Source organism: Variibacter gotjawalensis, from assembly GCF_002355335.1.
GTDB classification, from domain to species: Bacteria; Pseudomonadota; Alphaproteobacteria; order Rhizobiales; family Xanthobacteraceae; genus Variibacter; species Variibacter gotjawalensis.
In genome coordinates, this window is record NZ_AP014946.1 from 1600878 (window position 1) to 1614383 (window position 13506).

The window sequence follows — 13506 nt, forward strand, 5'->3', positions numbered from 1 at the left end:
CGGCGACCTTATCGGCGCGGCGTCCGGTTGCGGCAAGGCAAACCACGCATCACGGTTTATCCGCGGCAAGCCGGAAGGCGTCGGCGACGATTTCGGACAGCCCGTCCGTGGTCGGCAGGCCCGCGATCGCGTCCGGCAAGACCCAGCGAAATTCGGACAATTCCTCGTTGAGCACTGGCTCGCCCCCGAGATAGCGGGCCGCGAAGGCCAAGATGATGAAGTGGCGGGAGACGCGGCCGTCATCGTCGCGCACCACGAATTCGCGGTGTCCGGCGAGGCCGAGCGGCCGGATAACTAGGCCGGTCTCTTCCGACACCTCCCGCATGACGGCGTCTTCGAGGGTTTCGCCGACCTCGACCACGCCGCCCGGCAGCGTAAAGCGCCGATTCGCCGGGGCCTGGGCACGACGGACGAGAAGAACGTCCCGGTCGCGGAGAATCGCCGCCGAAACGGCAACGAAGGGGCGATCCGGATAGGCGCGGGGGTCGGTCATCGGCCGGCAGGAGACCGATTTCGGGCGCTTCTGTCCAGAACCGTGAACCTATTGGGGCTTTGCGGCGACGAATATGTGGACGCGACGGGACATCATTTGTTGCAAAGATAAGTCTTTGGACCTAGGTTCCGCCCGCTCGCGCCCGAATAGAGATGCGCGTTTGCAGGTGTAGCTCAGTTGGTTAGAGCGCCGGTCTGTGGAACCGGAGGTCGGTGGTTCAAGTCCACCCACCTGTACCATCTCTAAAATCCCAATCAGCCCAACATGTTCTCGGCCCGCAACAGATCGCGCAACGCGATCGTCGCCGCCTGCCGGACGCCGCGCGTCGGCGAGACCGATGCGAGCTGCAACAGCCGCTCGGTCCGAATGCCGTCGAGCTGGCCGGAACGCTCCTGCATGAGATAGCGGTGAACAAAGACGAGCGCGTCGTCGACCGAGCGCAGCGTCAGGTACACGCCGCAACTCGGCATGGCTACGACGGGCGTGTGCAAGGCGACGTGAGATTTTACGGGTTCAGGCGCGCGGACGGGAGCGCTCAGCGCGAGCCGCCGGGGAGGCACGGGCAAAAGTTGCATGGCGAAGTGCCTATACTTAGGAAAAGCCGCGAGCTGCGGCCGCAGAGATAATGTTTCTGCACTACACTTCGTTCCCGTCGCTTTAAGATTTCGCGACTTGTGATGCGCGAAGCGTGACCGCATACAACCGCAATGATCCCTTTGCGCGATATCGAACCAAGCCGCCTCGCCGACGTCCGTTTGCTGCTGACCGACATCGACGACACGGTGACGACCGAAGGCCGTCTGACCGCTGTCGCCTACGGCGCGATGGAGCGTCTCGCGGACGCTGGCGTACGGATCGTTCCTATTACGGGACGCCCGGCCGGTTGGTGCGACCACATCGCGCGCATGTGGCCGGTCGCCGGCGTCGTCGGCGAAAACGGCGCATTTTATTTCCTCTATGACCGCGCGACGAAAACGATGCGTCAGCATTTCTGGGCGACGCCGGCCGACGTCGCGGCCAATCGCCGGCGGCTCACCGCGCTGTCGGAGAAGATCTTAAAAGCCGTGCCCGGCGCGGCGCTCGCGTCCGATCAGCCGTATCGCATCGCCGATCTTGCCGTCGATTTTTGCGAGGACGTTCCGCCGCTGCCCGAAAGCGACGTCGACCGCATCGTCGCGATGTTCAAAGCCGAAGGCGCGGAGGCGAAAGTGTCTTCGATCCACGTCAATGGGTGGTTTGGTCAGTACGACAAGCTGTCGATGACAAGGGTGATGCTCGAGCGCGAGTTTGGTCTCGGCATCGCGCGCGACGGCGACGCGATTGTTTTCTCCGGCGACTCGCCGAATGACGAGCCGATGTTCGCGGCCTTCCCGCTGTCGGTCGGCGTCGCCAATGTGAAGCGCCTCGCACACCGGATCGCGAACAAGCCGAAATTCGTCACGGAGCATGAGTCCGGTGCCGGCTTCGTCGAACTCGTCGAAGCATTGCTCGCCGCGCGTCGTTAGGGCGCTGGTCATTCCGGGGCGCGACGAGCAACGCGCAGTCGCGAGCCCGGAATCCATATTCCCAGTTTTCATCGTGAGCACTGGGGATATGGATCCCGGCCCTCGCGGCTTGCTACGCAAGCACGCTCGACCGGGATGACCAGAGTGAAACGCCGAAAACGTGATGGCCATCACATCGCGCCGGTTCGGCACGGCGTATCCCTGCGACAACGCGAGAGACCTCGCGTCAACCCAAACGCAGGAGATACGCTCATGTTTCGTAAACTGACCATCGCCGCCGCTGCGGCTCTCACTCTCGGTGTTGCCGCACTCGCCGGCGCAAGCGATGCCGACGCACGTCGCGGTGGCGGCGGTGGCTTCCACGGCGGTGGCGCTCGCCATTTCGGCGGCGGCCATCACCACGGCCATCGTCATTTCGGCCATCGTCACCACCACTTCCATCACCGTCATCACCGCTGGCACCGCGGTTACTACGCCTATGGCGGCGGCAGCGGCTGCTACAAAGTGTGGAACGACTATCGCGGCTACTACCGCGTTGTTTGCGACTACTAAGCAGCGACGCATCTTGTAGCCCGGATGAAGAGAGGCGAAGCCGAACGAAATCCGGGACTCTCGCGACGAATCCCGGATTGCGCGGGCGGCTTTGCCGCCGCTCCATCCGGGCTACGACACAAAGTGAAGAAGGCGGGCACCGATGTGGTGCCCGCTTTTTTTTGCCCCGCGCAATGAAACCAATCGTTGACCTTTCGCTTTGTGTTCCATTTTCGCCGACGATTGAAATGAACGTTCTGCGCTCCTGCGGCGACTGAAGGTCTAGCGAGATAACTCAAACCCTCAGCAGGAGACCTCGATGTTTCGCAAAGTAGTATTGGCAGTTGCGGCGACCATTGTGGTCGGCGCAGCGACTCTAACGACGTTCGACGATGCATCCGCCCGTCGTGGCGGCGGCTTCAGCAGCGGCGGTGGCTTCCGCGGTGGCGGATTCCGCGCTGCTCCGATGCGCATGTCGCGTCCCACAAACTTCTCACGGCCTTCGTTTTCGCGGCGCGGCCCGGTGGGCCGTCCGAATGCAGGCGGCGGACATCGCCGTCACGGCAGCATGAGCGGCGGTCATCGTCGTCATGGCAGCTCGAACGGCGGACATCGCCGTCACGGCAGCCACGGTCATCACTTCCGTCACGGCAGCCACGGCCATCACTGGCGTCATGGCAGCCGCGGGCATCATTACCGTCACGGTAGCCGCGGTTTCCACCGCCGCTCGTGGAGCTGGGGTGGTGTCGGTGTCGGCACGGGTGTCGTCGTGACGCCGGGCTACACGGCTCCGGTCGGTACGCCGATCCGCTCGTCGGGTCCGGTGTGCGTCACCTGCGGTGGCTGGACGCGTAACGGCTGCTACATGTCGTACCGCAAGTTCATCGACGAAAACGGCCGCGCCTGGTTGCGTTGTGTCGAGCGCTGCGATGCGGAGCCGGTTGCTCCCCCGCCGCCGGAACCGCAAGGCGGTCAGCCGGGCCCGCAATCGGCACCGCCGATCCCGGAACCCCAGCAGTAAGTTCCGATCCGGAATGACGCATGGCGAGCCGAAAGGCTCGCCACTTTCGTTTGTGCGCTTGGTTGCCGATCACAACCGATGCGCGACCGATTGACGCGCCCGTTCCACGGTGCGAGCTTGTCCCTCAAAGGCGGCATTGCTCGTCGTGAATAACCGGGTGGAAACATGATTTCGAGGCGTCATCTATTGCAGGGAAGTGCCGGCGTTGCGGCGTTGGCAGCACTGGGAAGCCGCGCGGACGCGCAAGCTCTCGAGCAATTGCAGCTGTTCGTGCCGGCCGCGCCGGGCGGCGGCTGGGATCAGACCGCGCGCACGATGGAGCTCGTGCTCAAGCACGAGAACCTCATCAAAAATTCGCAGATCACCAACGTGGGTGGCGCAGGCGGCGCGGTCGGCCTGCCGCAATTCGTCAATCAGTGGAAGAACCGTCCGAACGCGTTGATGGTCGCCGGCCTCGTGATGGTCGGCGCGCTGATCGCCAACAAAGCGCCCGTGAAGATCACGCAGACGCAGCCGGTCGCGCGCCTGACCGGCGAAGCCGAAGTGCTCGTCGTGCCGGCGAACTCGCCGATCAAGACCGCGAAGGACTTCGGCGAAGCCTTGAAGGCCGACCCGAAGAAAGTCTCGGTCGCGGGCGGTTCGGCAGGCGGTACCGATCACATTCTGCTCGGCCTCATCGGCAAAGCGCTCGGCGTTGCGCCGAAGAGTCTCAACTACGTCGCCTATGCGGGCGGCGGCCCGGCAATTGCCGCGATCCTCGGCGGTCACGTGACGGGCGGCATTTCGGGCTACGGCGAATTCGGCGAGCAGATCAAAGCCGGCAAGGTGCGCGCGCTGGCGGTGTCGTCGGCGGAGCGTCAGCCCGGCATCGATGTGCCGACGCTGAAGGAGCAGGGGATCGACGTCGAGCTGTCGAATTGGCGCGGCGTGTTCGCGCCCCCGGGCGCCAGCAAGGAAACCCGCGATGCTCTCATCAAGCTGATGGATCAGATGATGAAGACCGCAACGTGGAAAACCGAGACCGAGAAGCGCGAGTGGTCGTCGATCCCGCTGTTCGGCGACGATTACGGCAAGTTCCTCGACGGCGAGATCGCGCGTGTCGAGTCGGTGCTGAAGGATATTGGATTGGCGGGGTGATACGCGTACGGGCTCATCCGGCGTCATGGCCCGCTTCATGCGGGCCATCCACGTCTTTATGGGTCGCCGCAAAGTAAGACGTGGATGGCCCGGACAAGCCGGGCCATGACGGATTGAATTGGGGCTGGGGCATTTTTCATGAACGATACGACCAAGAAAGGCTTCGCGCTGCCCGAAGCATTGATCGGCGGCGGGTTACTTCTCTTCTCGGCCTTCGCGCTGTGGCAGATTTGGCAGATTCCTGAATCGCCAATCTACGCCAAAGTCGGCCCGACGACCGCGCCGTACATCACGGTGGCGGCGCTTGCCGTGCTCGCACTCTTTCTCCTGTTCGAAGCGGCGCGCGGCGGCTGGCAGCCGGACGAAGAAAAGGAAGTCGCGATCGACTGGCGCGCGCTTGTTTTCGTCGCTGCCGGATTGATCGCGAATATCGCGCTGATCACCTGGATGGGCTTCACGATCGCCTCGACCGTGATGTTCGTGTTGATCGCATACGGCTTCGGCAGCCGTCAGCCGCTGCGGGATGTTGCGATCGGCTTCGTCGTCGCGCTCGTCGCTTATTTCGGTTTTGCCAAACTGCTCGGCGTAAATATCGGCGCCGGCTGGTTCGAAACGCTGATCGGCGGGTAGAGCATGACCAGGAAAAGTGGGAACCGGTTTTCCGTCCGGTCATGCGAAGATGCAAAATCAATCTTTGTCGCCGGGGGGCGTGACTGATGGATGTGTTCTCGCAACTCGCCGCCGGTTTCGCCGTCGCACTGACGCCGCAAAATCTGATGTGGTGCCTCGTCGGCACCACGCTCGGGACCGCCATAGGTGTGCTGCCAGGCTTAGGGCCGGCGCTGACCATCGCGCTGCTGCTGCCGATCACCTTCAAGGTCGAGCCGACCGCCGCGTTTATTCTTTTCGCCGGCATCTATTACGGCGCGATGTATGGCGGCTCGACGACATCGATCCTGCTCAACACGCCTGGCGAGAGCGCGACGATCGTCACCGCGCTCGAGGGCAACAAGATGGCCCGCTCGGGCCGCGCCGGCGCCGCGCTCGCGACGTCCGCGATCGGCTCGTTCGTCGCCGGCACGATCGGCACGATCGGCATCACGTTCCTGGCGCCGGTGGTCGTCACCTTCGCGCTGAAATTCGGGCCGCCCGAATATTTCGCGCTGATGATCCTCGCCTTCGTTACGGTCTCTGCGGTGCTCGGCTCGTCCGCCGTGCGCGGGCTGATCAGCCTGTTCTTCGGTTTTTATCTCGGCATGATCGGCGTCGATCTGCAGACCGGACAGGCGCGCTTTACGATGGGCGTTCCGGAATTGCTCGACGGCATCAACGTGATCATCGTCGCGGTCGGGCTCTTCGCGGTCGCCGAGACATTCTACGTCGCGGCGCGCCGCTACGCCGGCAAGGACGAGATCCTGCCGCTGAAGGGGTCGCTCTACATGACGCGCGAGGAATGGTCGCGCTCCTGGAAGCCGTGGATTCGCGGCACGCTGCTCGGCTTCCCGATCGGCGCGATGCCGGCGGGCGGCGCCGAAATCCCGACCTTCCTGTCGTACTGGATCGAGAAGAAACTCTCGAAGCACAAGGGAGAGTTCGGCACCACCGGAGCGATCGAAGGCGTCGCGGGTCCGGAAGCCGCGAACAACGCATCGGCGGCAGGCGTGCTCGTACCGATGCTGACGCTCGGTCTGCCGACCTCGGCCACGGCCGCGATCATGCTCTCGGCGTTCCAAAGCTACGGCATCAATCCGGGGCCGTTGTTGTTCGAGAGCCAGGCCTCGCTGGTCTGGGGCCTGATCGCGAGCTTGTTCATCGCCAACGTGCTGCTGATCTTCCTCAACCTGCCGCTCGTCGGCCTGTGGGTGCGCGTCCTGAAAATCCCGGCGCCGCTGCTCTATGCCGGCATCCTCGTCTTCGCGACGATCGGCACCTACGGCATCTCGAACTCGGTCGTCGATCTGGTGTTGCTGTACATCCTCGGCATCATCGGTTTCCTGATGCGGCGGTTCGATTTCCCGGCAGCACCGGTGATCATCGGCATGATCCTCGGCCCGCTGGCGGAGCAGAACTTTCGCCAGGCGATGACGGTGTCGAACGGCGATTGGTCGATCTTCTTCTCGTCGACGCTGTCGATCACGCTCTACGTGGTTGCGATCATCGGCCTCATCGGACCGAAGATTTGGGCGTTCTATCATTTCGTGCGCTTGTCGCGGCTGCCCAGCCCAAGCGGCGAGGCGTAGAATAACCCGTCGTCATGGCCCGGCTCGTCCGGGCCATCCACGTCTTGCTTTCTTGCTGAAGCAGCTAAGGCGTGGATGGCCCGCATGAAGCGGGCCATGACGGTGCAAAAAAGCAGGCGCTTGTCCATGAATGCACTTCTCGACGGCGTGCGCGTTCTCGATCTCACGAACGTGCTCGCCGGACCCTACTGCGGCTACCAGCTCGCGCTGCTCGGCGCCGACGTCATCAAGATCGAAGCGCCGGCGGGCGATCTCGCGCGTAAGCTCGGTGCGTCGGCTGAACTCAGCGCGCGAGACATGGGCGTGTCGTTTCTGGCGCAGAATGCCGGCAAGCGCTCCGTGGTGCTGGACTTCAAGAAATCCGATGACAAAGCAAAGTTCGTCAAACTCGTCGCGACTGCTGACGTCGTTTTGGAAAACTTCCGCCCCGGCGTGATGTCGCGCCTCGGCCTCGGCTTCGATGACCTCAAGAAACACAAGCCGGACATCATCTACTGCGCGATCTCCGGCTTCGGACAGACCGGCCCGCTGAAAGGCAACCCGGCCTACGATCAGATCATCCAAGGCCTTTCCGGCATCATGAGCATCACGGGCACGCCCGAGACCGCGCCGCTGCGCGTTGGATATCCGGTCTGCGATACGCTCGGTGGAATCGCAGGCGCTTTTGCGATTTCGGCTGCGTTGGTGCGTCGCGGCAAGACGGGCGAAGGCGCTTTCCTCGATGTCTCGATGTTGGAATCGACGCTGAGTGCGCTCGGCTGGCCGGTGTCGAATTTCCTCGCGACAGGCGTCGAACCGAAACCGGCCGGCAACGAGAATGTTTCCGGCGCGCCGTCCGGCACCTTTCGCACGCGCGACGATCTCCTCAACATTGCGGCGAACGAACAGAAGCAATTCGAAACGCTGTGCGATCTTATCGCCCGTCCCGAACTCAAGAGCGACGAGCGCTTTGCCAAACGCGAGGCGCGCAAGGACAACCGCTTCGCGCTCAACGCGCTGATCGAGGAGGCGCTTGTCGCCGACTCGGCCGTGTCCTGGGAATCGCGCATGAACGCGGCGGGCGTTCCGGCCGGCCGCGTGCTCGCCGTGTCGAAAGCGATCAGCGAACCGCAGATCGCCGCGCGCAACATGACGGTGACGTTCGATCATGTGCCGGGTGCGGATCGCGCCGTCACGGTCGTGCGCGGAGGGTTCCTGGTCGACGGCAAGGCGCCGCGCCCCTCGCGGCCTCCGCCGCGTCTCGGCGAGCATGAGGACGAGATTTTCGGCCGGTAGCGACAGCCTCCGTCAACCTCTCCCATGGGGAGAGGTCGACGCGTAGCGTCGGGTGAGGGGATTGTGCCTCACGAGACGCCGTAACCCCTCGCCCGGATGGCTACGCCATCCGACCTCTCCCCATGGGAGAGGTGAAACGGAGTGCGGAGCGAGCTCCCGGATGCTACTTGTTCAGCCAAACGGATAGCGACGATGGCCAAGGGAACTCCCGCGACGAATGCGCTGACCAAAGCGGGCGTGACGTTTCGGCTGCACGAATACGACTACGATCCGAACGCCGAACGCATCGGCATGCAGGCCGCCGAAGCGCTCGGCGTTTCGCCGTCGCGGTTGCTGAAGACACTGATGGCGAAGGCAGGCGGCGCGATCGTCTGCGTGCTCGTCCCGTCGGACCGCGAAGTCAGCCTGAAGAAACTCGCGAGCGCCGCGGCCGCGAAAGACGCCGCGATGTTGCCGCCCGCCGAGGCCGAACGCATCACGGGTTATCACGTCGGCGGGATCTCGCCGTTCGGACAGAAGAAGCGTGTGAACGCATTCATCGAAGCATCCGCACTCGCCAACGACACCGTAATCGTCAACGGCGGCCGTCGCGGTTTGCAGATCGAGATCGCGCCGGCCGATCTCGTGCGCGTACTCGGTGCGAAGGACGCGTCGCTGTGCTGAGGCTGACGCTCGCCGCCGTGATGACGCTGCTGGCGTTTCCGCTTGCCGCGCAGGAGCTTCCGACCGCAGCCGACGTCGTGCACCCGCCGGGACTTCCCGCCATCGGAAAATGGATGATCGACCGCGACGGCACCATCGCGCATTGGCTCGGCCAACTCGACGGCCGGTTGAAATTACGCGAGCCGATCAACGTCATCTTCGTCGACGGCGCGGCAAAGACTCCGGATGACGCGCGCCGCCGCCTCATCGCGGCATCGACCGCGGCCGGCTATCCGGTCCGCTTCGGCCACTCGGCGGGCTATCGCGCGCTGATCGGGAGCGATCGCTATCCGCAATTGCCGTCGGGCCGCGACGACGCATTTTCGAACGGCATCTTCGAACTCTCGAACAATCACGGCCGCATCTTCGGTCCGCACCCGTTCGACGGCGGCTTCGTGTCGATCGCCGCCTTCAGCCGCGAGTCGATCGATCTCATCCGCTGGCCGATGCATGCGTATGCGTCGTTCCTGCGCGCACGCGAGGATTACGCGGATCGTCTCGACCGGCTGACGGCGTTCAAGCGTTCGGGTTATGCGGAGCTTGGGAATGCGTTACGCGGCGATCCCGGTGTCACGACGGGTGACCACGATGGGCGCGCAGTTATTTTAAAGGCCGAGCGGTAAATCCGCAGCTGTCATCCCGGCCGAGTTTGCAAGTCGCGCAGCGACGCAAACGAGAGCCGGGATCCACGTATCCCTGTGATGCTGGGAGTCATGGGTCCCGGCTCAGCTCGCGCATAGCGCTCGCTGTCCGGGATGACAGTTCGTTGCTGGGTTGTTGCCGAAGCTTTGTTTAAGCCCACGGACGCGCGGCGCGCGTCTTTTCCTCATACGAATCGATCGACTTTTCCTTCACCATCGTGAGGCCGATGTCGTCGAGGCCGTTGAGCAGGCAATGCTTGCGGTGCGGATCGACGTCGAACTTCAGCGTGCCGCCGTCCGGACCCTTGATCTCTTGATTTTCGAGATCGATGGTCAAGCGTGCGTTGGCGCCGCGATCGGCGTCGTCGAACAGCTTCTCGAGATCTTCCGGCGAAACGCGGATCGGCAAAATCCCGTTCTTGAAGCAGTTGTTGTAGAAAATGTCGCCGAACGACGTCGAGATCACGCAGCGGATGCCGTAGTCGAGCAGAGCCCACGGCGCATGCTCGCGCGAAGACCCGCAGCCGAAATTGTCGCCCGCGATGAGAATCTTGGCGTTACGGTAAGCCGGCTTGTTGAGCACGAAATCCGGATTCTCGGAGCCGTCCTCGTTGAAGCGCTTCTCGGCGAAAAGACCCTTGCCAAGCCCCGTGCGCTTGATCGTCTTAAGGTAGTTCTTCGGGATGATCATGTCGGTGTCGACATTGATCGCGTTCAAGGGGGCCGGGGTCGCTTCCAGAACCGTGAATTTTTCCATTGGATCTCTCCGCCCGTTCGTGGGCGCACGCCCATTCAATGGCGATTGCGGCCCGTTCGGTCAAGTACCGGGTGAAGTCACGGGGCAACATGGCCTTTTTGCCTCGAGCCGCCGCGTTGGCAGTGGCCCGCACCCGTGCTAACCCGCACCTCAACACTTGCGCAGCCGCAAACAACAACAAGAGGGGCGACATGCAGATCGGGATCGCGGGCGTCGGACGTATGGGCGAAGCCATCGCGCTGCGCCTCATCGACAGTGGCCACACGCTGACGGTTTGGAACCGGTCGCCCGGCAAGACGGCGGCGCTCGAAAAGGCCGGCGCCAAGGTGGTTGGCAGCCCGGCCGAAGTCGCGGCCGCGAGCGAAACCATCATCACGATCCTCATCGATGCCGCCGCGATCGACGCCGTTTATGACGGGCCGAAGGGGCTGCTCTCGGGCGATATCGCCGGAAAGCTCTTCATCGAAATGAGCACCGTGCTGCCCGAGACCGAGAAGGCGCTCGCCGAGCGCGTCCGCGCCAAGGGCGCCGCGATCATCGAATGCCCGGTCGGCGGCACCACCGGGCCGGCGCGTCAGGGCAAACTCGTCGGTGTGGCGGGCGGCGAAGCGTCCGATGTGGCGCGCGCCAAGCCGATCCTCGATCAAATGTGCCGAAGGGTCGATCACGTCGGCCCGACCGGCACCGGCGCCGCGATGAAGCTCGCGATCAATCTGCCGCTGATGATCTACTGGCAGGCGCTCGGCGAAGCACTCGCACTCTGCCGCGACGTGACGCTGCCGGCCGACAAGATGATGGAACTGCTCGGCGACACCTCGGGCGGTCCGAACGTGATCCGCAATCGCGGCGCCGATCTCGCCGCAGTTTTGGGCGGCGCAGAGAAACGTGCTGCCGCGTTCGATATCGACGGCGGCCGCAAGGACCTGCGCACGATGCTCGCCGAAGGCAAGAACCGTGGCGCCGCGATGCCGGTGACGACGGCGGCGCTGACCGCGTTCGACGAAGCCGCGAAGAACGGCTGGGGCGGCGAGGACAACACGTTCATGCCGGCTTACTGGATCAACCGGAAGTCGTGACGCGGCCGCCGCGGCGGCACCTCACAATCGAAAAACAAAAAGAACTGGAGTTCCCGAAATGTCGCGTCTCACGCTCGACCACGCCTCGACCATCGTCGATGCCGCACTCAAGATAGCTCGGGAGCTCAAGCTCGGGCCGATGACCGTCGCGGTGCTCGATGCCGGCGGGCATCTCGTCGCGTTCAAGCGCGAGGATAAGTCGAGCCTGCTGCGTTACGAGATCGCGACCGGCAAAGCTTACGGCGCTCTCGGCATGGGCATCTCGTCGCGCACGCTGGAGCAGCGCGGCATCGAGCGTCCGCATTTCATCAACGCGCTGATGGCGGCAAGCAACGGCCGCGTCGTGCCGGTGGCGGGTGGCGTGCTGATCAAGGACAGCGCTGGTGACACGATCGGCGCCGTCGGCATCTCGGGCGATACGTCGGACAACGACGAAGCGTGTTGCTTTGCCGGCGTCGAGGCGGCTGGCCTCAAGTCTGCGTGATCGCAAACATCGCCTGCGCGTTATGCACCTGGTGATACTGCATTCGCCTTGACTCGCAGGCGCGCGCCCTTTCCACTGGCTGGAACATTTCCAAGATCCAGAATGGACAGGAGGGGCGCATGCGCGCATCGGCCATCAAGCTGACGGCAGCCATTGCCGTTTTCGCAGCAGCGACCGGCGTCGCGCATGCGGGCAAACGCGATAACTCGATTCGCTTTGCGTATGACCAGGTCGCCGAGAGCATCGATCCGTACATGAACAATGTGCGTATCGGCGTCATTCTCGGCCAGCAGGTCTGGGACACGCTGATTTATCGCGACCCGAAGACGAACGAATACAAAGGCCAGCTCGCGACCGCGTGGAAGTGGATCGACGATCGCACGCTCGAAGTCGATCTCCGCCAAGGCGTGAAGTTCCACAACGGCGAGGAGTTCGACGCCGACGACGTCGTCTACACGCTGAACTTCGTGGTGAAGCCCGACAGCAAGGTTGTGACGCAACAAAACGTCGATTGGATCGAGCGCGCCGAGAAGATCGACAAATACAAGGCCCGCATCATCACGAAACGCCCGTTCCCGGCCGCGATCGAATACCTCGCCGGCCCGGTGGTGATCCACCCGAACGAATACTACGAGAAGGTCGGCCCGAGGGGCATGAACGAAAAGCCGGTCGGCTCCGGCCCCTACAAGGTCGTCGAGCATCAGGTCGGCAAGCTCGTCCGCATGGAGCGCAACGCGGATTACTTCAAGGATAGCCCGAAGCCGCAGCCGACAATTCAGAAGGTCGAAATCCGCTTCATCCCGGATCGGCAGACGCAGATCGCCGAGATCATGGCGGGCGGTGTCGACATGATCATGAACGTCGCGCTCGATCAGGCGACTCAGATCAAAGCCGTGCCGCAGCTGCAGGTCGTCTCCGGCGAGACGATGCGCATCGCGTTTCTGAACTTCAACTCGATGGAAAATACGCCGTCGCCGCAGCTGCGCGACATCCGCGTCCGCAAGGCGATCCTGCATGCGATCGATCGCGAGACGATGGTGAAGCAGGTGGTGGGCGAGGGCGCGCGCGTTCTCAAATCGCAGTGCTTCCCGTCGCAGTTCGGCTGCGCGACCGAAGGCATCGAGCAATACAATTACGATCCCGCGAAGGCGAAAGCGCTGCTCGCCGAGGCTGGCTTCCCGAACGGCTTCGATCTCGATCTCTACGCCTATCGCGAACGCAACCAGACCGAAGCGATGATCGGTTATCTGCGTGCTGTCGGCATCAAGGCGAACCTGCGCTTCATGCAATATGCCGCGATGCGCGAGACCGCGCGTGCCGGTAAGGCTGCGTTCCTGCATCAGACGTGGGGATCGTTCTCGGTCAACGACGTCTCGGCATCGACACCGGTTTATTACAAGAACGGACCGGACGATCTCAACCGCGATCCCGAAGTCATCGCGGCGCTCGACAAGGGCGACTCCAGCATCGATCCGGAAGCCCGCAAGGCGGCCTACAAGGAAGCGCTCGCCCGCATCGCTTCGCAGGCGCTGTCGGTGCCGTTGTTCTCGCTGACGACCTACTACGTCGCGACCAAGGACCTGAACTTCGTCGCCTACCCGGACGAGATGCCACGCTTCTGGGAGATGACGTTCCGGTAGGGAG

At 63.4% G+C, this 13506-nt stretch carries 15 protein-coding genes and 1 tRNA gene; 13 read left to right on the forward strand and 3 right to left on the reverse strand.

Annotated elements, in window-relative coordinates; all coding sequences use genetic code 11:
- Positions 1-49: 49 nt before the first annotated feature.
- A complete protein-coding gene (locus tag GJW30_RS07750; protein WP_096353818.1) occupies positions 50-493 on the reverse strand; it encodes an NUDIX hydrolase in 444 nt (147 codons plus the stop codon).
- Between the two features lie 162 nt (positions 494-655).
- Between GJW30_RS07750 and GJW30_RS07755 the strand changes: the two genes are divergently transcribed.
- A tRNA-His gene (locus tag GJW30_RS07755) sits at positions 656-732 on the forward strand.
- Between the two features lie 15 nt (positions 733-747).
- Here GJW30_RS07755 and GJW30_RS07760 read toward each other — a convergent pair.
- Entirely contained in the window at positions 748-948 is a 201-nt protein-coding gene (locus GJW30_RS07760) for a hypothetical protein (RefSeq protein ID WP_130364799.1), read from the reverse strand.
- Positions 949-1200: 252 nt separating this feature from the next.
- Here GJW30_RS07760 and GJW30_RS07765 point away from each other — a divergent pair, with 252 nt between their 5' ends.
- The 9 genes from GJW30_RS07765 (at position 1201) to GJW30_RS07805 (ending at position 9527) form a co-directional block, all read left to right on the forward strand.
- Positions 1201-1998, forward strand: a complete 798-nt coding sequence (locus GJW30_RS07765; RefSeq protein WP_096353823.1) for an HAD family hydrolase — start codon at positions 1201-1203, stop codon at positions 1996-1998.
- A gap of 252 nt (positions 1999-2250) precedes the next feature.
- Positions 2251-2550: a sulfur globule protein precursor gene (locus GJW30_RS07770; RefSeq protein WP_096353826.1), complete on the forward strand. Its 300-nt coding sequence runs from the start codon at positions 2251-2253 to the stop codon at positions 2548-2550.
- A 298-nt stretch (positions 2551-2848) separates the two neighbouring features.
- Positions 2849-3550, forward strand: a complete 702-nt coding sequence (locus tag GJW30_RS07775; RefSeq protein WP_130364801.1) for a hypothetical protein — start codon at positions 2849-2851, stop codon at positions 3548-3550.
- A gap of 165 nt (positions 3551-3715) precedes the next feature.
- Positions 3716-4687 carry a Bug family tripartite tricarboxylate transporter substrate binding protein gene (locus tag GJW30_RS07780; protein WP_096353832.1) on the forward strand — a complete coding sequence of 324 codons (972 nt, stop codon included), beginning with the start codon at positions 3716-3718 and terminating at the stop codon, positions 4685-4687.
- A 138-nt stretch (positions 4688-4825) separates the two neighbouring features.
- Positions 4826-5317, forward strand: coding sequence for a tripartite tricarboxylate transporter TctB family protein (locus tag GJW30_RS07785; protein ID WP_096353835.1), 492 nt, complete (start codon positions 4826-4828; stop codon positions 5315-5317).
- Positions 5318-5403: 86 nt separating this feature from the next.
- Positions 5404-6927, forward strand: coding sequence for a tripartite tricarboxylate transporter permease (locus tag GJW30_RS07790; protein WP_096353838.1), 1524 nt, complete (start codon positions 5404-5406; stop codon positions 6925-6927).
- A 126-nt stretch (positions 6928-7053) separates the two neighbouring features.
- Positions 7054-8202: a CaiB/BaiF CoA transferase family protein gene (locus tag GJW30_RS07795; RefSeq protein WP_096358715.1), complete on the forward strand. Its 1149-nt coding sequence runs from the start codon at positions 7054-7056 to the stop codon at positions 8200-8202.
- 192 nt (positions 8203-8394) lie between these two features.
- Positions 8395-8865, forward strand: coding sequence for a Cys-tRNA(Pro) deacylase (gene ybaK, locus GJW30_RS07800; protein WP_096353841.1), 471 nt, complete (start codon positions 8395-8397; stop codon positions 8863-8865).
- On the forward strand, positions 8859-9527 hold the full coding sequence (locus GJW30_RS07805; protein ID WP_197703777.1) for a hypothetical protein: 669 nt from the start codon (positions 8859-8861) through the stop codon (positions 9525-9527). The genes ybaK and GJW30_RS07805 overlap by 7 nt, the downstream gene beginning before the upstream one ends.
- 169 nt (positions 9528-9696) lie before the next feature.
- On the opposite strand, the gene leuD is transcribed toward GJW30_RS07805, so the two are convergent.
- Positions 9697-10302, reverse strand: a complete 606-nt coding sequence (gene leuD / locus GJW30_RS07810) for a 3-isopropylmalate dehydratase small subunit (protein WP_096353844.1) — start codon at positions 10300-10302, stop codon at positions 9697-9699.
- Between the two features lie 191 nt (positions 10303-10493).
- Between leuD and GJW30_RS07815 the strand changes: the two genes are divergently transcribed.
- The 3 genes from GJW30_RS07815 (at position 10494) to GJW30_RS07825 (ending at position 13502) form a co-directional block, all read left to right on the forward strand.
- Complete coding sequence (locus GJW30_RS07815; protein WP_165391615.1) at positions 10494-11378, forward strand: NAD(P)-dependent oxidoreductase; 885 nt, start codon at positions 10494-10496, stop codon at positions 11376-11378.
- A 58-nt stretch (positions 11379-11436) separates the two neighbouring features.
- Positions 11437-11862 carry a GlcG/HbpS family heme-binding protein gene (locus tag GJW30_RS07820; RefSeq protein WP_096353848.1) on the forward strand — a complete coding sequence of 142 codons (426 nt, stop codon included), beginning with the start codon at positions 11437-11439 and terminating at the stop codon, positions 11860-11862.
- A gap of 119 nt (positions 11863-11981) precedes the next feature.
- Positions 11982-13502 (forward strand): ABC transporter substrate-binding protein, encoded by a 1521-nt coding sequence (locus GJW30_RS07825; protein ID WP_096353851.1) that lies wholly within the window; start codon positions 11982-11984, stop codon positions 13500-13502.
- The last annotated feature ends 4 nt before the right edge of the window (positions 13503-13506 follow it).

Coding starts and splice junctions, on each gene's coding strand:
- ybaK (WP_096353841.1), top strand. CDS start 8,395: ATGGCCAAGGGAACTCCCGCGACGAATGCGCTGACCAAAGCGGGCGTG.
- GJW30_RS07795 (WP_096358715.1), top strand. CDS start 7,054: ATGAATGCACTTCTCGACGGCGTGCGCGTTCTCGATCTCACGAACGTG.
- GJW30_RS07815 (WP_165391615.1), top strand. CDS start 10,494: ATGCAGATCGGGATCGCGGGCGTCGGACGTATGGGCGAAGCCATCGCG.
- leuD (WP_096353844.1), bottom strand. CDS start 10,302: ATGGAAAAATTCACGGTTCTGGAAGCGACCCCGGCCCCCTTGAACGCG.
- GJW30_RS07780 (WP_096353832.1), top strand. CDS start 3,716: ATGATTTCGAGGCGTCATCTATTGCAGGGAAGTGCCGGCGTTGCGGCG.
- GJW30_RS07750 (WP_096353818.1), bottom strand. CDS start 493: ATGACCGACCCCCGCGCCTATCCGGATCGCCCCTTCGTTGCCGTTTCG.
- GJW30_RS07765 (WP_096353823.1), top strand. CDS start 1,201: ATGATCCCTTTGCGCGATATCGAACCAAGCCGCCTCGCCGACGTCCGT.
- GJW30_RS07770 (WP_096353826.1), top strand. CDS start 2,251: ATGTTTCGTAAACTGACCATCGCCGCCGCTGCGGCTCTCACTCTCGGT.
- GJW30_RS07785 (WP_096353835.1), top strand. CDS start 4,826: ATGAACGATACGACCAAGAAAGGCTTCGCGCTGCCCGAAGCATTGATC.
- GJW30_RS07825 (WP_096353851.1), top strand. CDS start 11,982: ATGCGCGCATCGGCCATCAAGCTGACGGCAGCCATTGCCGTTTTCGCA.
- GJW30_RS07775 (WP_130364801.1), top strand. CDS start 2,849: ATGTTTCGCAAAGTAGTATTGGCAGTTGCGGCGACCATTGTGGTCGGC.
- GJW30_RS07790 (WP_096353838.1), top strand. CDS start 5,404: ATGGATGTGTTCTCGCAACTCGCCGCCGGTTTCGCCGTCGCACTGACG.
- GJW30_RS07820 (WP_096353848.1), top strand. CDS start 11,437: ATGTCGCGTCTCACGCTCGACCACGCCTCGACCATCGTCGATGCCGCA.